This is a genomic window from Roseivivax sp. GX 12232 (assembly GCF_021272185.1).
Classification (GTDB): domain Bacteria; phylum Pseudomonadota; class Alphaproteobacteria; order Rhodobacterales; family Rhodobacteraceae; genus Roseivivax.
Map to the genome: position 1 here is coordinate 146,774 of NZ_JAJSEC010000004.1, position 16,189 is coordinate 162,962.

Annotated in this window: 14 protein-coding genes; 7 read left to right on the forward strand and 7 right to left on the reverse strand. The window is 67.6% G+C overall.

The annotated features are described in order from the left end of the window. Positions 1-165: 165 nt before the first annotated feature. Together LR948_RS09060 and LR948_RS09065 are read right to left on the reverse strand one after the other, a co-directional pair. Positions 166-1,983, reverse strand: coding sequence for a capsule biosynthesis protein (locus LR948_RS09060; RefSeq protein ID WP_232753685.1), 1,818 nt, complete (start codon positions 1,981-1,983; stop codon positions 166-168). Beyond that, positions 1,961-2,620, reverse strand: a complete 660-nt coding sequence (locus tag LR948_RS09065) for an ABC transporter ATP-binding protein (RefSeq protein WP_232753686.1) — start codon at positions 2,618-2,620, stop codon at positions 1,961-1,963. The genes LR948_RS09060 and LR948_RS09065 overlap by 23 nt, the downstream gene beginning before the upstream one ends. A 224-nt stretch (positions 2,621-2,844) precedes the next feature. Here LR948_RS09065 and LR948_RS09070 point away from each other — a divergent pair, with 224 nt between their 5' ends. Then, positions 2,845-3,627 (forward strand): MBL fold metallo-hydrolase, encoded by a 783-nt coding sequence (locus LR948_RS09070; RefSeq protein ID WP_232753687.1) that lies wholly within the window; start codon positions 2,845-2,847, stop codon positions 3,625-3,627. A gap of 366 nt (positions 3,628-3,993) precedes the next feature. On the opposite strand, the gene LR948_RS09075 is transcribed toward LR948_RS09070, so the two are convergent. The 3 genes from LR948_RS09075 to LR948_RS09085 are packed head-to-tail and all read right to left on the reverse strand — an operon-like array spanning position 3,994 to position 7,036. Continuing rightward, positions 3,994-4,665, reverse strand: a complete 672-nt coding sequence (locus LR948_RS09075) for a GntR family transcriptional regulator (protein ID WP_232753688.1) — start codon at positions 4,663-4,665, stop codon at positions 3,994-3,996. Positions 4,666-4,682: 17 nt separating this feature from the next. Then, on the reverse strand, positions 4,683-5,843 hold the full coding sequence (gene argE, locus LR948_RS09080; RefSeq protein ID WP_232753689.1) for an acetylornithine deacetylase: 1,161 nt from the start codon (positions 5,841-5,843) through the stop codon (positions 4,683-4,685). Further along, positions 5,840-7,036: a M24 family metallopeptidase gene (locus LR948_RS09085; protein WP_232753690.1), complete on the reverse strand. Its 1,197-nt coding sequence runs from the start codon at positions 7,034-7,036 to the stop codon at positions 5,840-5,842. The genes argE and LR948_RS09085 overlap by 4 nt, the downstream gene beginning before the upstream one ends. 425 nt (positions 7,037-7,461) lie before the next feature. On the opposite strand from LR948_RS09085, the gene LR948_RS09090 reads away from it, so the two are divergent. The 6 genes from LR948_RS09090 (at position 7,462) to LR948_RS19010 (ending at position 14,097) form a co-directional block, all read left to right on the forward strand. Then, the gene (locus LR948_RS09090) at positions 7,462-8,562 is read left to right on the forward strand and encodes an ABC transporter ATP-binding protein (RefSeq protein ID WP_232753691.1); all 1,101 of its coding nucleotides are present in this window, start codon (positions 7,462-7,464) and stop codon (positions 8,560-8,562) included. A gap of 136 nt (positions 8,563-8,698) precedes the next feature. After that, positions 8,699-9,823 (forward strand): extracellular solute-binding protein, encoded by a 1,125-nt coding sequence (locus tag LR948_RS09095; protein ID WP_232753692.1) that lies wholly within the window; start codon positions 8,699-8,701, stop codon positions 9,821-9,823. A gap of 105 nt (positions 9,824-9,928) precedes the next feature. Further along, entirely contained in the window at positions 9,929-10,216 is a 288-nt protein-coding gene (locus tag LR948_RS09100; RefSeq protein ID WP_232753693.1) for a DUF1330 domain-containing protein, read from the forward strand. Between the two features lie 3 nt (positions 10,217-10,219). Beyond that, positions 10,220-11,926, forward strand: a complete 1,707-nt coding sequence (locus LR948_RS09105) for an ABC transporter permease (RefSeq protein ID WP_232753694.1) — start codon at positions 10,220-10,222, stop codon at positions 11,924-11,926. 4 nt (positions 11,927-11,930) lie between these two features. Continuing rightward, positions 11,931-13,121, forward strand: a complete 1,191-nt coding sequence (locus LR948_RS09110; protein ID WP_232753695.1) for an ABC transporter permease — start codon at positions 11,931-11,933, stop codon at positions 13,119-13,121. Between the two features lie 4 nt (positions 13,122-13,125). Beyond that, the gene (locus tag LR948_RS19010; protein WP_232753696.1) at positions 13,126-14,097 is read left to right on the forward strand and encodes a phosphatase domain-containing protein; all 972 of its coding nucleotides are present in this window, start codon (positions 13,126-13,128) and stop codon (positions 14,095-14,097) included. Positions 14,098-14,233: 136 nt separating this feature from the next. On the opposite strand, the gene LR948_RS09120 is transcribed toward LR948_RS19010, so the two are convergent. Next, positions 14,234-15,073, reverse strand: a complete 840-nt coding sequence (locus LR948_RS09120) for a sulfite exporter TauE/SafE family protein (RefSeq protein WP_232753697.1) — start codon at positions 15,071-15,073, stop codon at positions 14,234-14,236. A gap of 108 nt (positions 15,074-15,181) precedes the next feature. After that, positions 15,182-16,051, reverse strand: a complete 870-nt coding sequence (locus LR948_RS09125) for a branched-chain amino acid aminotransferase (RefSeq protein WP_232753698.1) — start codon at positions 16,049-16,051, stop codon at positions 15,182-15,184. Positions 16,052-16,189 lie beyond the last annotated feature (138 nt).

Consider the following 16,189-nt stretch of genomic DNA (forward strand, 5'->3'; position numbering starts at 1 on the left):
GCCAAGGTCGGCCCCGGACCATGCCGCACCCCGCTAGAAGCGCCGAGGCGCCGCACCGACCGCCGGGGCGCCGAGTCCCCACGCCGACCCGCGGAGCACCAAGGCCCCGCACCGATCCCCGGAGCACCGAGAGCCCCAAGAGAGGCCCCCACGCGCCCAATCCCCCTAGCTCGACACCTGTTCGCGCAGGATCGAGGCGGTCAGCGAGATCATCAGGTAGATCCCCGCGAAGACCAGGAAGGCCAGGATCGTGTTCTCGAAGCTGCGCGGGTAGCTCGGATCCTCCGAGGGCACCGGCAGCACCGAGGTGGTCAGGTAGCGCGCCTGGCTGTCGGCCTCGCGGCGGGCGCTTTCGAGCCGTTCCATCGCCGATTGCAGCATCAGGTCGCGGGTCGCGAGGTCGGCCTGCGCGAGCTGCGTCTGGATCGCCACCTCGGCCAAGCTGTCTTCGCCCGAGACCTCGGTGGTCATGCGCTGGTTCAGCGTGTCGAGCAGGTTGTTCAGGCGCCGGATGTCGCCCTCCACGCCTTCGACGCGGCTCTGGTTCGGGCGGGCGTTGTCGAGCAGCGCCTGGCGCTGCAGCTCCTTCTCCTGGAGCTGCACCTCGATGTTGTTGATCTGCCCGCGCAGCGCGGCGATCTTCGCCTCGGGGTCGAGCAGCGCGTTCTCCTGCTGGAGCCGCACCAGCCGTTCCTGGGCCTCGACGCGCTGGGCCTCGGCCTCGGCCAGCCCCTCCTCGGCGTCGAGCACGGCGTTCTCGCGCTTGCGCTGGGTGAGGTTGTCGACCCGCTCCTCGGCGTAGTCGATCAGCGCCTCGGAATAGCTGGTGGCGGTCATCGGATCGGCGGCGCGGACCTCCATGCGGATCACGCCCTCGGTCGGGTCGTAGCCGATCTCGACGTTGCGCTGGTAGACCTTGTAGGTGTCCTCGATCGAGGCGTTGGGCTCGAGCCGCTGGATCGGGTCGATCTCGTCCTGCGAGAAATGCGACAGGAAGCCCACGTCCTTGTCGAGCCGCAGCATGGCGTCCTTGGAGGACAGGTAGGACTGCACCGCGATGGCGTCCTGGTTGGTGGCAAACTGTGTGCCCGAGAACAGCCCGCCCATGCCGCCGCCGCCTCCGCCGCCGTCGTTCTTGAGGATCAGGAACTCGGAGTTGGTGGCATACATCGGCGTCGCCACGGCGTAGAAGTAATAGCCCGCGATGGCGGTGGGCATCATCACGAAGAAGGCCAGCCGCGCCAGGAGCAGCCCGAAGCGGCGGCGGCGGCGGCGCGCGAGGTCCTTCTGCACCTTGGCGACCTCGATGGCGCGGCGCTCGGCCGGGCTCATGGTCTGGGTCGAGGGCACCTGCGGCTTCTTCATCTGGATGGTCTGGGGCAGCTTCACCCCGTCGCCGGTGGTGGCCGGATCGACCGGGTTGGCCCGGGCGGGCACACCGGCGGCGCCGGTGGTCTGGCCCTCGCCCTCGTCGCGGCCGACGACCAGCTCGAGCATATTGGCGCGCTGGAAGGGGTCGATGCCCTTCGACCGCAGAAGCCGCACCGCGTCGAAATCCGAGGTCGGCGCCAGCCCGTGTTTCTGCGCCATGCGCCGGGCCATGCGGAGCTGCCGGCCGGTCAGCCCTTCCTGGCGGATCTTCTGGATGTCGGTTTCGCCGGCGACCTGGGCGGCGCTCGAGACCTCTCCCGCGCGGGGTCCGCTGCCGGCGCTGCCGCCGGGCGTCGCGCCCGAGCCCGCAGCCGAGCCCGCCGTACCGCCCGAGGCGGCGGCCTCGGCGGCGCTGCGCTGTTCCTCGGCCACGGCGCGCAGGCGGCGCTGTTCGGGAGAGGGGGCCTCGGCGGGGGTCGAGGCGCTGCGTGAGGCGGCGCCCGACGAAGAAGACGCGGACGAAGACGCGGAGCCGGGCGCGGCGCCCTCGCCGGACCCCGCGCTGTCGCTGCGACGGATGCGAAACTTCTTAGCCTTGGGTTTCGTAGTCATACAGCCGCTTGGCCTCTTCCAGAGTGTCGAACATATGCAGGTGCCCGTTCATCAGGACCCCTGCCTTCCGGGCGAATTTCTCCAGCAGCGCGGGCTGGTGCGAGACGATCACCAAGGTCGAGCGCTGCAACCGTTCGGCCAGAAGATCCCCCGCCTTCTTGTTGAATTCCACATCGGTGGAATTCGGCATCCCCTCGTCAATGAGATACATGTCGAAATCCAGCGCGAGAAGCAGCGAAAACGTGAAGCGCGCCTTCATCCCCGAGGAATAGGTGCCGAGCGGCTGGTCGTAATATTCCCCGAGCCCGCAGACCCAGCGCGAAAACGCCTCGGTGTAATCGGGATCGAGGCCGTAGATCTTGGCGATGAAGCGGGCGTTCTCGGCGGCCGAGATCCGGTTCACCACGCCGCCCATGTAGCCCAGCGGGAAGGAGATCCGGCCCTCACGGCGGATCGCGCCCTCGTCGGGTTTCTCGAGCCCGGCCATCATGTTCACCAGCGTCGTCTTGCCGGTGCCGTTCGGGGCGAGAATGCCGATGCTCTCGCCCATTTCCACGCGGAACGAGGCCTGGTTCAGGATCACCTTGTGGTGCGACCCGGTCCAGAAGGACTTACTGACGTTCTCGAATTCCAGCATGGCTTACCCGAGATGACTCATCACCCGCCTTCGGCCACTCGGGGCCGCAGTGAGCGTGAACTAGGCGCGAATTTTGGTGATATTATGGCTCATTATGGAAACAAAAGACAAACGCCGTGGCACTGTGGCCGGCGGGTCGTGAGGGGAATTGAAGCGGCTGGGTCACGGGCTACCTGCCGGAACGAGGAGAGATCCCGCAATTGATCGCCCAGGAGAAACGATCCATGACCCAGAGCCGCCGCAGATTCCTTGTCACCGCCGCCGCCGGCGCGGCGGGCACCGCCGTCATGCCCTTCGCCGCCATGGCCGCCGCGCATATGTCCAACACCTTCGAGACCGAGGCCGGTGCGATCACCGTGCACCCGGTGGAACATGCCTCCTTCGTGCTCGAGACGCCCTCGGGGGTGATCTATGTCGACACCGTGGGCGACGCCGAGCGCTACGGCGATTTCCCCGCCCCCGACCTCGTGCTGATCACCCATGAGCACGGCGACCATTACAACGCCGAGACGCTCTCGGCGCTGGTTGGCGAGGGCACCCAGATCGTCGCCAACCCCGCGGTCTTCGACATGCTGCCCGAGGAGCTGGCCGCCAAGGCGACCTCCATGGCCAATGGCGACAGCGGCGAGATGCTGGGCATCGCGATCTCGGCGGTGCCCGCGCATAACACCACCGAGGAGCGGATGAACTTCCACCCCGAGGGCCGCGACAACGGCTATGTCCTCGATTGGGACGGCTTCCGGATGTATATCTCGGGGGATACCGAGGTGACCGACGAGATGCGCGCGCTCGAGAACATCGACGTGGCCTTCGTCTGCATGAACCTGCCCTTCACCATGGGCGCCGAGGCCGCCGCCGAGGGCGTGAACGCCTTCCAGCCGGCGGTGGTCTATCCCTACCACTACCGCGGCCGCGACGGCGGCACGCAGGACCCCGAGGCCTTCGCCGAACTGGTGGAGAGCAGCGAGGTCCGCATGGGCGAGTGGTATCCCAACGGGCTGGGCTGACGCTGGCTGGGGGCGGGCGCCTTGGCGCTGCCACCCCGACACCTCCCCCTCGGATAAGCGGGGCCAAGGCGCGCGGCGGACCGGGGGCCGGCGCTGCCCGGTTTGAGCGGCGGCGCTTTATCGTGGTCGCATGCCTCCAACAGATGGGCGGCGCGCGCCGGTGACGGAGCGCCGGACCGCCGGGCCGGTCCGTCGCGCGCCCTGCGCCTGCGGCGCGTACCGGGCGCCTGGGGTGTTTTTAGGCGGTCGCGGTTGAGTGAGACGGTGTTGCGCTTTTGGCGCTCGGGCGGTTCCAAGCCCACCGACAGACTGTCCGTCCCGCCCGCCTTAATCCAATCGACGACTTCCGCCCGCGCCACAGCGCCTCTAGCCGCCCGCTGCCTCCGCCGCCCCCTCGGCCCCCTTCAACCGCGTGAAGCTCATCGAGACATGCGCGCGGCGCACCAGCGCGGCGGCCATGACGTCGCCGGCCTCGAGCGCCGCCAGCGTCTCGCGGATCTCGGCGACGAAGCTCTCGCATTCCCGCGACAGGTCCAGCGCGCCGATCCGCGCGAGCCAGATCCGGGCGGTCTGGAAATAGAGCCGCTCGGCGGTCTCGGCGAGCGGGGTGTTCCCGGTCAGCGCCAGGCTCTCGTCGAAGAAGGCGGCGTTCAGCTCGGCGAAGGCGCGGGCCTCGGGGTTGCGGGCCAGGGCCTCGGCGCGGGTCAGCATGGCGCGGATGCGCTCCAGCATCTCGGGCTCGGGCGGGCAGGGCGACAGCCGGCCCACCAGCTCGGCCAGCTCCATGCGCAGCGCGTAGACATGGGCCAGCTCGGCGGGCTCGACGTCGGTGACGATGGTGCCGATGCCGTGCCGGGTCTCGACCAGCCCTTCGTCAGAGAGCCGCGCCAGCACCCGGCGGACCGGCGTGCGCGAGACCCCGAACTCCGCGGCCAGCGCCTCTTCGCCGAGCTTGGTGCCCGGCGGATAGTCGAGCAGGCAGATCCGCGCCCGGAGCGCGTCGTAGAGCCGGTGGTGCCGTGTCTCGACCTCGCTCATGGGCTCATCCGCATCCCTCAGGCCGCCAGCTGCGCGCCCAGCCCCCTGAGCATGTCGAGACATTGCGACAGCTGGTCCCTGCTGACGAATTCATCCGGCTTGTGCGCCTGGGCGATGGAGCCCGGCCCGCAGACCACCACCGACATGCCCAGATCCTGCAATAGCCCGGCTTCGGTGTTGAAGGGCACGAGATCCGCGCCGTTGGCCCCGGTCAGCTTGGCCACCAGGTCGCGGGCGGCGTTCTCGGGCAGGGGCTCGAGGCCGGTCACCTCGCCGATCACCTCGGTCACCACGTCGGCGTCGGGATGCACCGCGCGCATCTGCGGCAGCAGCTCCTCCTCGACATAGGCGCGGATGTTGTCCTTCACGTAGCGGGCATCGGCGGGCTGCACCGGGCGCATCTCCCATTGCACCTCGGCGAAGCCGGGGATGACGTTATGCGCGTGCCCGCCGGCGAGCTTGCCGATGTTGATGGTCGACCAGGGCGGATCGAAGCGCGAGCCCTCGGGTGCGCCGGACTTCAGCCGGTCGGCCAGCAGCAGGAGCCGCGTGACGTAGAGCACCGCGTAGGAGACCGCGTTCACGCCCAGGTCCGGGGCCGAGCCGTGGCCCTCGAGCCCGGTAAAGGTCGCGGTGTATTCGCAGCAGCCCTTGTGGCCCTCGATCAGGCGCATCTCGGTCGGCTCGCCGACGATGGCCATGGCGGGTTTGACCGCGCGGGCCTCGAGCTCGGGCACCAGCGCCTGGGCGCCGAGGCAGCCGACTTCCTCGTCGTGGGTGAAGCAGAAATGCACCGGGCGGCGCAGCCGCAGCTCGGCGTAATGCCGCGCCATGGCGAGGCTCGCGGCGATGAACCCCTTCATGTCGCAGGCGCCGCGGCCATATAGCGCATCCTCCCAGGCCGACATGCGGAAGGGGTCGGTGGTCCAGTTCTGATCGGTCACCGGCACCACGTCGGAATGGCCCGAGAGCACCACCCCGCCCGAACGCTCGGGCCCGAGCGTGGCGAAGAGGTTGGCCTTGCCGCCGCCGGGGTCGGCGAAGACCTCGACCCGCGCGCCGGCGTCCTCGAGGAGGTTGGCCATGAAGTCGATCAGCGCCCGGTTCGGCTCGGACGAGACCGTCGGATGCGCGATCAGGTCGGCCAGCAGGGTCTCGGTGGTCCAGAGGTCACTCATGATTTCACATACATCTTGCGGGGGCGGTTGCAGAAGGTCTCGGCCGGGCCGTCCTCCTTGATGAGGATCGATTCGGTGATCTCGAGGCCCCAGTCGGACATCCAGAGGCCGGGCATGAAGTGGAAGGTCATGCCGGGCTCCAGCACGGTCTCGTCCTCGGAGCGCAGGGAGATGGTGCGCTCGCCCCAGTCGGGCGGATAGCTCAGGCCGATCGGGTAGCCGCAGCGCGCGCCGCGCTCGATGCCGGCGCTTTCGAGCGGCGCGGCCAGCGCATTGGCGATGTCGCAGGCGCGGTTGCCGGCGCGGGCGGCCTCGAGCCCGGCCTCCAGCCCCTCGACCAGCGCCGCCTCGGCGCGTTTGAAGATGTCCGAGGGCTCGCCCAGGAAGATCGTCCGGCAGAAGGGCGCGTGGTAGCGGCGGTAACAGCCGGCGATCTCGAAGAAGGTGGCCTCGCCTTCGCGGAAGGGCTCGCCGTCCCAGGTCAGATGCGGCGCGGCGGCATTGGAGCCCGAGGGCAGGAGCGGCACCAGTGCCGCGTAATCGCCCCAGAAGTCGCCGACCCCGTTGATCGCGTCGCGGTAAACCTCGGCCACCACCTCGTTCTTGCGCACGCCCGGCTCGACCCGTTCCAGCAGGCCGTCGACGATCTTCTCGGAGATCATCGCCGCGCGGCGCATGAAGATCAGCTCTTCCTCGCTTTTCACCGTGCGCTGCCAGTTCACCAGCCCGGTGGCGTCGATCAGCGTCGCCTCGGGCAGCTCTTCCATGAGCGTCTGATGCGCCTTGGCCGAGTAGTAGTAATTGTCGAGCTCGACCCCGATCCGCGCCTTGCCGAGCCCCATGCCGATGATCCGGCTGGCGAGGTCCTGCATCGGATGGCGCTCGGTCGACTGCACGTAGTTGTCGGCGTAGCCGATCACCCGGTCGTCGCCCATCCAGACGGTGCGCACCGCGCCGTTGGCGTCCTGGTTGCGGCCCCACCAGATCGGGTCGGCGTCGGGAAAGACCAGGAGGCCCTGGTGCACGTAGAAGGACCAGCCGTCGTAGCTCGAGAGCCATCCGATGTTCGAAGGGTCGGTGACAAAGAGCAGATCGACGCCGGCGCGGTCCATGGCCTTGCGGGTCTTGTCGAGGCGGCGATTATACTCGGCCTCGGAGAACGGCAGGTCCTTGGTAAAACGGTGAAACACCATCGGCGCGCCCTCCTGCAGAATTGCGACTGACCTCAGTGTCCTGCCCGATTGTGTACATCCGGGCCGTTCGAAAAGCGACATCTGATGTCGAAATCCAGCTAAGGCCCGAATTTCATGCGGGTCAATCCGGGGGTCTGCGCGGAATTTGTGCGAGTTGTACACAACCACCCCGCCCGCCCCGGCCCGCGAGAATCGCGCCGGCGCCGTTACGCAATGGCAGGCGGCGGGCGATTTTCCCGAATGACGCCAAATGCCGGGCCAAACGCATCGAATGCCTAGCGATAAGGGCGGAAAGCGACTTCATCGCGCAAAACTGACCTGGGGGGCGTCCAAGAATGTTGCAACGACAGTCCTCACCCTATTTAGTTTGCTCAATACGCGCGGAACCATAATCCGCGGAGATACGCACAGGGGGAGCCGGAGATTTGGCGCAGACGGCCGCTAGCGACGCATTCGTCGCCTTTGAACGAGTGCAAAAGAGCTACGACGGGGAAACGCTCGTCGTGAAAGACCTCAACCTCGCGATGCCCAAGGGCGAGTTCCTGACGATGCTCGGGCCCTCGGGATCGGGGAAAACCACCTGCCTGATGATGCTTGCGGGCTTCGAGACCGCCACCCACGGCGAGATCAAGCTGGACGGCAAGCCGATCAACAACATCCCGCCGCACAAGCGCGGGATCGGCATGGTGTTCCAGAACTATGCGCTGTTCCCGCATATGTCGGTGGCCGAGAACCTGGCCTTCCCGCTCGAGGTGCGCGGCATGTCGAAAAGCGAGCGCGAGGAGAAGATCAACCGCGCCCTCGACATGGTGCAGATGCGCGCCTTCGCGAGCCGCCGTCCGGCGCAGCTTTCGGGCGGTCAGCAGCAGCGGATCGCGCTCGCCCGGGCGCTGGTCTTCGAGCCCGAGCTGGTCCTGATGGACGAGCCGCTCGGCGCGCTCGACAAACAGCTGCGCGAGAACCTGCAGTTCGAGATCACCAACCTCGCGCACCAGCTCGGCATCACCGTGGTCTATGTGACCCACGACCAGACCGAGGCGCTGACCATGTCGGACCGCGTGGCGGTCTTCGACGACGGCCGCATCCAGCAGCTGGCGCCGCCGGACGAGCTCTACGAGAAGCCGCAGAACAGCTTCGTCGCGCAGTTCATCGGCGAGAACAACACGCTCGAGGGCGTGATCGAGGAGATCAGCGGCAACAACTGCACGATCAAGCTCGACAGCGGCGAGATCATCGACGCGCTGCCGGTCAACGTCTCGGCCAAGGGCGAGCGCACCAAGGTCTCGATCCGGCCCGAGCGCGTGGAATTCAACAAGGAGCGCCTGCAGGAGGGCGCCCACCTGCTGAAGGCCACGGTCAAGGAATTCATCTACATGGGTGACATCTTCCGCACCCGCGTCTCGGTCGCGGGCAACGAGGATTTCATCATCAAGACCCGGAACGCCCCCGACCAGCGGCGCCTGATCCCCGGCGAGGAGCTCGAGATCGGCTGGCTGGCCGAGGATTGCCGCGCGCTCGACGCGTGATGCGGAATACCCCGCCGCGCCGCCCGCACCGCCCTCGGGCGCCGGGCGGCGCGGCGGGGATGCAATGAGGGTCCGAACGTCCGACCCGTGACGCGGGCCCCTCGAAACCCAAAAACGGGCAACTAGGGAGATCGTAATGAAGTTCTCGAAGACATTGATGGCAACGACGGCGCTGACCGTCGCTGCGGCGGGCACGGTCTACGCCGCTGCACATGCCGAGATGGCGGATTCGATGACGCTCGTGAGCTGGGGCGGCGCCTATCAGGCCTCGCAGCAGAAGGCGTATGTCGAGCCCTATCTCGAAAACAACTCCGACGTCTCGATCAGCTGGGACGAAAGCTCGGCCGAGGCCGTGGCCAAGCTGCGCGCCATGAACGAAGCCGGCAACGTGACCTGGGACCTCGTGGACGTGGTGGCCGCCGACGCCATCCGTCTGTGCGACGAGGGCCTGGCGATGGAGATCGACCACGACGAGTCGCTGGCCGCCGCGCCCGACGGCACCGAGGCTTCGGATGACTTCGGCGACCTGATCGTCTCCGACTGCTTCATCCCGCAGATCGTCTATTCGACCACCTTCGGCTACCGCACCGACATGGTGCCGGAAGGCGCCGAGGCACCGAACGACATCTGCGACGTCTGGGACCTCGAGACCTACCCGGGCAAGCGCGCGCTCGAGAAGCGTCCGATCAACAACATGGAATGGGCCCTGCTCTGCGACGGCGTCGCCAAGGAAGAGGTCTATGACGTGCTGGCCACCGAAGAAGGCCAGGATCAGGCGCTCGCCAAGCTCGGCGAGATCAAGGACGAGGTGATCTGGTGGTCGGCCGGCGCGGACACGCCGCAGCTGCTGGCGGACGGCGAGATCTTCATGGGCTCGACCTACAACGGCCGTCTCTTCTCGGTCATCGAGGAGCAGGACCAGCCGGTCGGCATGATGTGGGACGCACAGGTCTTCGACCTGGACGGCTGGATCGTGCCCGCGGATCTGCCCGAGGATCGTCTGGCCCGCGTGATGGACTTCCTGAGCTTCGCCACCGACACCCAGCGTCTGGCGGATCAGGCCAAGTACATCTCCTACGGCCCGGCACGTGAGAGCTCGGCACCGCTGGTCGGCCAGCACGCCGAACTCGGCATCGAGATGGCGCCGCACATGCCGACCGATCCGAACAACGCTCAGAACACCTTCCTCTACAACTACGAGTTCTGGGCCGACTACCGCGACGACATCGACGCCAAGTTCCAGGCGTGGCTCGCGCAATAAGGCCTGAGGCCTGACATCTTGCACCGGGGCGGTCCTCCGCCCCGGTGTCCTCCAAAGAACAAAGACAAGCGGCGCAACCTGCCGCGACAGGGACGGATAGCGACGATGCCCAAGGGCTATATCATCGCGCATATCACGGTGGAGGACCCCGAGGCCTACCGTGAATACGTGGAGCGCGACACACCCATCCTCGAGGGGCTCGGCGGACGCTTCGTGGTCCGCGGCGGCACCGGAGAGGTGGTCGAGGGCGCCGCCCATGACCGCCACGTGGTGGTCGAGTTCGACGATTTCGCCGCCGCCCGGCGGGCCTATCACGATCCCGCCTACCAGGAGGTGGCCGAAATCCGTCGGCGCACCGCCCAAAGCACGATCATCCTCGCAGAAGGGGTCTGAGCCATGAGCGACGCCAGCACCGATCCGGACAAGATCGAGGGCCCGACGCCCGACAACGCCATGCGTGCGGCCGCCGCCGCCGACCGCGACGACGGCCCGATGCTGGCCGCCGACGGCACGCCGTTGAAGCGATCGCTCGCGCGGTCGCTCCGGGTGCAGAAGATGCGCGCGCTGATGCTGATCGCGCCCTTGCTGATCTTCGTCCTGGTGACCTTCATCGCGCCGATCGGCGACATGCTGTTCCGCTCGGTCGAGAACCAGATCGTCTCGGAGACGCTGCCGCGCACCACCCGCGCGCTGGCCGACTGGGACAGCACCTCGGGCGATCTGCCCGAGGAGCGGGTCTACGAGGGGCTTTTCTACGACCTCTTCATCGCCGAGGCCCGCAAGGAACACACCCGGCTCGGCACCCGCCTCAACTACGAGCAGACCGGCATGTCCTCGCTGTTCCGCCGCTCGGGCCGCAGCCTCGACGATGTCTCCGACATCTACCTCGACCAGTTCGAGGACCTGGACGAGGCCTGGGACGAGGGCCGGCCCTGGGCCGAGTTGATGGGCGATCCCGAGTGGATCGCCGAGCAGGAAGCCTTCGACGCCGCCGAGGACGAGGGCCAGATGCCGCGCTTCCAGCTTCGCGATGGCATCGAGGACGTGCTGCCGCGCGCCGCCTCCACCTATGAGACTTTCGCGCGTTTCGCCCAGGTCGAGGACGAGGACAGCCCGCTCGACGAGGAACCCTGGGGGCTGGTGCATACCGCGCTCTACTACGACCTGATGGAGGCCGACGTCGCGAGCTACGACGGCCCGCAGGCGGACCTTCTCCAGGCCGCCGATGCGGCGGTCGGCGGTTTCGAGAGCGTCACCTTCAAGGAGGGCCTGCTCGAGATCGACGAGGACTGGGGCAGCACCGAGACCTGGACGACCCTGCAGATGTATTCGCCCGATTACACCTCGGGCTACTTCCTGAACGCCGTCGACATGCAGAAGACCGCCGACGGCCCGGCGCTGCGCGACGCGGACGAGCGGATCTACGGGCTCCTGTTCCAGCGCACGCTCTTCATGTCACTGGTCATCACCTTCAGCTGCATCATGCTGGGCTACCCGGTGGCCTACCTCCTGTCGACCTTGCCGGCGCGCAGCGCGAACCTCCTGATGATCCTGGTGCTCCTGCCGTTCTGGACCTCGCTCCTGGTGCGCACCTCGGCCTGGAAAGTCATGCTGCAGCAGCAGGGCGTGATTAACGACGTGCTCGTGTGGCTGGGCCTCGTCGGCGACGGCTCGCGGCTGGTGATGATCAACAACCAGTTCGGCACGATCGTGGCGATGACCCACATCCTGCTGCCCTTCATGATCCTGCCGATGTATTCGGTGATGTCGACGATCCCGCCGTCCTACGTGCGGGCGGCGAAATCGCTCGGCGCCACCAATATCACCGCCTTCCGAAGGGTCTACTTCCCGCAGTCGGTGCCGGGCATCGGGGCGGGGTCGATCCTCGTCTTCATCCTGGCCATCGGCTACTACATCACCCCCGAGATCGTCGGCGGCACCACCGGCACATTCATCTCGAACCGGATCGCCTACCACATCTCGTCCTCGCTCAACTGGGGCCTGGCCGCGGCGCTTGGTTCGATCCTCCTGGTGGTCGTGCTGGTGCTCTACTGGGCCTACGACCGGATCGTGGGCATCGACAACGTGAAGCTCGGAGGCTGACGCCATGAACGATGTTGTTCTGACCGACGCGAAAACCCAGCCTCTGGGATTCACCACCGGCGTGATCGCCGCCGCGGGGGCCCTCTTCGGGCTCTTCGTCGGCACCGCCCAGGGCTCGGGCCTGCTGGGCGTGGTCGCCGGCGGGGTGATCTGCGGCGCCCTGGCGGTGCTGGCCATGAAGGTGCTCGGCAACGAGATGGAGCGCGGCTTCAAATGGGGGCTGATCGTCCTCTTCCTGGTCGCGGGCTACCTCTTCGGCGGGCTCGCCGGGCTGATCGTGCTGGGTCTCTTCGCCTGGTTCCTGGGCTGGTTCGTCTACTGGATCGGCCGGCGCCGCTACCGCGAGTTCCTGCCGCCCTATCTGACCGGCGGGCAGATCCTCTGGCACTACAGCTTCCGGGTGATCTGCGGGGCGATCCTGGTCTTCCTGATCACGCCGATCCTCGTGGTGATGCCCTTGTCCTTCAACGCCGAGGACTTCTTCACCTTCACCCCCGAGATGCTGCGCCTCGACCCCGAGGGCTACAGCCTCAAGCACTACCGCGACTTCCTGACCAACACCGAATGGACCAACGCGGTCTGGAACTCGGTGACGGTGGCGCCGGTGGCGACGCTCCTGTCGGTGACCCTGGGCACGCTGGCGGCCATCGGCCTCAGCCAGAGCCATGTGCCCGGGCGGCAGGCGATCATGGCGATCCTGATCTCGCCGATGATCGTGCCGCTGATCATCTCGGCCACGGGGATGTATTTCTTCTACTCGAAGATCGGCATCGTCGGGACCTACTGGGGCGTGGTGCTGGCGCATGCGGTGCTGGGCATTCCCTTCGTGATCATCACCGTGACCGCGACGCTCGTCGGTTTCGACAAGAGCCTGGTGCGGGCCTCGGCCAACCTCGGGGCGAACCCGGTGCGGACCTTCTTCAAGGTGCAGATGCCGCTGATCCTGCCCGGCGTGATCTCGGGCGGCCTGTTCGCCTTCATCACCTCTTTCGACGAGGTGGTCGTGGTGATCTTCATCGGCTCGGCCGAGCTGCAGACGCTGCCCTGGCAGATGTTCACCGGCCTGCGCGAGCAGATCTCGCCGACCATCCTGGCGGCGGCGACGATCCTGGTCTGCATCTCCATCGCGCTGCTCTCGACGGTCGAGGTGCTGCGCCGCCGGTCGGAGCGCCTGCGCGGCCTCAGCCCGAGCTGATCCCGTGAAGGCGGCGCTCGCACGGGTCCTGCACCCGGTCGAGCGCGGGCTCGACCGGCTCCGCCCGAAGCGGCGGACCGAGGGGCTCGTGATCGATCCCTATCTTGGCTATGCGACCCCGGAGGAAATCATCTTCCGGGGCCGCGTTCTGACCGCGCTGCGGCGCACCGCGCCCTCCCCCGAGGGCTCCTGGTGGACCAACCTGCGGCAGATGGTGTCGCTGTTCCTCACCCGCGAGGTCGCCGACGTGCGGGTCTCCGCGGGCGCCGCCGAGGCGCAGACCGACGAAGAGGGCTATTTCGACCTGCACCTGCCGCGCGACGGCAGCGAGGCGCCGGGCTGGTGCAGGATCACCGCCCAGGTCGAGGCGGGCGAGAGCCAGGAGCTCGAGGCGCTGATCGCCGCGCCGGAGACGCCGCTGGCGGTGATCTCGGACATCGACGACACGGTGCTGGAGACCGGGGCCTATTCGCTGCTGCGCAACCTCTGGACCTCGCTCACCGGCAATGCGCTGACCCGGCATGTCTTCCCCGACGCCGTGGCGCTGATGCGGGGCTTCGAGGCGGCGGGGGCGCCGATCTTCTTCGTCTCCTCCTCGCCGTGGAACCTGCATTTCTTCCTGCGCCGGATCTTCCAGCGGCACGACCTGCCCAAGGCGCCGGTCTTCCTGCGCGACCTGGGGCTGTCGCGCACGCAGTTCATCTCGGGCACCCATGGCGACCACAAGGGCGCCTCGATCGACGTGCTGATGGCGGCCCTGCCCGAGACGCGCTTCGTGCTGGTGGGCGACACCGGCCAGCACGACCCGCAGGTCTACCGCGCCGCCGCCGAGCGCCACCCCGGGCGCGTCGCGCGGGTGATCCTGCGCGAGCCCGGCAAGGGGCCGGGCCCCAAGGCCGCGGCGGCCATGGCGGCGCTGCGCGAGATGGGGGTCACGGTGGAGAGCGGACGGGACTACCGGGAGATCGCGGCCTGAGGCGCGGGCCTTAGAGTGCCGCGCGGCCCCGCGTCAGAGCCGAGCCCGGCCCCGCTTCAACAGGTGCGCCGCGCGGCCCGGCGTCAGGCGAGGGCACCGCCCCACTCCAACAGGTGAGCCGCCCGGCAGGGGCCCCTCAGCCCAGGCCCGCCACCAGGTCCGAGCCCATGCGCAGCGCGGTCGCCAGGAGGAACAGCCCGAAGGCCAGCCGCAGCGCCCGGCGCGGGATGGCATGGGCGATCATCACCCCGACCCGCGCGAAGCTGGTCGAGAGCGGGATGATCACCGCCGCCAGGAACAGGTTCACGAAGCCCAGCGAAAAGGGCGGCAGCCCCTCGGCGCCGAAGCCGGTGACCATGTAGATCAGCGCCCCGGGCAGGCCGATGATGAAGCCGATCGCCGCAGAGGTGCCCACCGCCTTGCGGATGTCGTAGCCCAGGAAGTTCAGAAGCGGCACGCAGACCGTGCCGCCGCCGATGCCCATCATCGCCGAGACCGCGCCTGCGACCACGCCGAGCCCGGCCCAGACCGGCTTGGAGAAGCTGCGCGGGTTGGGATCGGCGCTGGGTTTGCGCAGGATCATGTCGGCGGCCACCAGAAGCGCCACCACCGTGAAGACCGCGATCAGCGCGTAGCCCGAGACCAGCCCGCCGAGGATACCGCCGGCGAAGACGCCCACGAGGATCGCCGGGGCCCAGAGCTTCAGCACCGCGAAGTCGATCGAGCCCTTGCGGTAATGCCCCCAGCCCGAGGAGAGCGAGGTGAAGACGATGGTCGCCAGCGAGGTGCCCACCGCGACCTGCATGGTCAGCGCCGGGTCCATCTCGGTCAGCGACAGCGCCACATAGAGCGCCGGGACGATCACGATGCCGCCGCCGACCCCCAAAAGCCCCGCCAGAACGCCGCCGACCACACCGGCCGCCGCGGCGACGCCTGCCAGCGTCAGAAGCGTTTGAAGATCGAGCGTCTCGAGCATGGCTGTCCCCTTTGGCCTGTCACGCAAAACGCCCGCACGCGGGGGTGCGGGCGCAATCCGCGCGACCCTAGGCCGGGGGCGCGCGGAAAGACAAGACGATCAGGCCGATCAGGCCCGGACCTTGTCCTCGTAGGCCTGGGCGATCTCGCGGGCCAGCGCGCCGACCTCAAAGGTGTACTCGCCGATCTGGCCGACCGGGGTGACCTCGGCGGCGGTGCCGGTCAGCCAGCACTGCTCGAAGCTTTCCAGCTCCTCGGGCAGGATGTGGCGCTCGTGGACCTTGACGTTGCGCTCCTCGAGCATCGAGATCACCGTCTGCCGGGTCAGCCCGTTGAGGAAGCAGTCGGGCAGGGGCGTGTGCACCTCGCCGTCCTTGACGAAGAAGATGTTGGCGCCGGTCGCCTCGGCCACATAGCCGCGGTAATCCATGAAGAGCGCGTCGGAACAGCCCTTGTTCTCGGCCTCGTGCTTCGAGGTGGTGCAGATCATGTAGAGCCCCGCGGCCTTGGCGTGCACCGGGATCGTCTCGGGCGAGGGGCGCTTCCACTTGGAGATGTCGAGCTTGGCGCCCTTCATCTTGGCGTCGCCGTAGTAGCTGCCCCATTCCCAGGCCGCGATGGCCAGCCGCACGGGGTTCTTGCGCGAGGCGACACCCATGTCCTCGCCGACGCCGCGCCAGGCCAGCGCGCGGACATAGGCGTCGGTCAGCCCGTTGACCTCGAGCACCTTGGCCTTGGCCTCCTCGATCTCGTCGACGGAATAGGGGATCTCGAAGTCGAGGCAATTGGCCGAGTAATGCAGCCGCTCGGAATGCTGGCGGCTGAGGAAGATCTTGCCGTTGTAGGCGCGTTCGCCCTCGAAGACGGAGCTTGCATAGTGCAGGCCGTGGGTCAGCACATGCACGTTGGCCGACCGCCAATCGACGATTTGACCGTCCAACCAGATCTTTCCGTCGCGGTCGTCATAAGCTCCGGTCATCGCGAACCTCCTCTCGCTTTTGCATTTGTTGCGCGGATTACGTCCGATGCGGACATAAAGCATCCCAAAAACTGCGAGTCGCTAACAGTTCATGGTTGGAATGTCAACAAGACTGACTTAAACTCGGGCAAAAGACGA

Coding starts and splice junctions, on each gene's coding strand:
- LR948_RS09060 (WP_232753685.1), bottom strand. CDS start 1,983: ATGACTACGAAACCCAAGGCTAAGAAGTTTCGCATCCGTCGCAGCGAC.
- LR948_RS09065 (WP_232753686.1), bottom strand. CDS start 2,620: ATGCTGGAATTCGAGAACGTCAGTAAGTCCTTCTGGACCGGGTCGCAC.
- LR948_RS09070 (WP_232753687.1), top strand. CDS start 2,845: ATGACCCAGAGCCGCCGCAGATTCCTTGTCACCGCCGCCGCCGGCGCG.
- LR948_RS09075 (WP_232753688.1), bottom strand. CDS start 4,665: ATGAGCGAGGTCGAGACACGGCACCACCGGCTCTACGACGCGCTCCGG.
- argE (WP_232753689.1), bottom strand. CDS start 5,843: ATGAGTGACCTCTGGACCACCGAGACCCTGCTGGCCGACCTGATCGCG.
- LR948_RS09085 (WP_232753690.1), bottom strand. CDS start 7,036: ATGGTGTTTCACCGTTTTACCAAGGACCTGCCGTTCTCCGAGGCCGAG.
- LR948_RS09095 (WP_232753692.1), top strand. CDS start 8,699: ATGAAGTTCTCGAAGACATTGATGGCAACGACGGCGCTGACCGTCGCT.
- LR948_RS09100 (WP_232753693.1), top strand. CDS start 9,929: ATGCCCAAGGGCTATATCATCGCGCATATCACGGTGGAGGACCCCGAG.
- LR948_RS09105 (WP_232753694.1), top strand. CDS start 10,220: ATGAGCGACGCCAGCACCGATCCGGACAAGATCGAGGGCCCGACGCCC.
- LR948_RS09110 (WP_232753695.1), top strand. CDS start 11,931: ATGAACGATGTTGTTCTGACCGACGCGAAAACCCAGCCTCTGGGATTC.
- LR948_RS09120 (WP_232753697.1), bottom strand. CDS start 15,073: ATGCTCGAGACGCTCGATCTTCAAACGCTTCTGACGCTGGCAGGCGTC.
- LR948_RS09125 (WP_232753698.1), bottom strand. CDS start 16,051: ATGACCGGAGCTTATGACGACCGCGACGGAAAGATCTGGTTGGACGGT.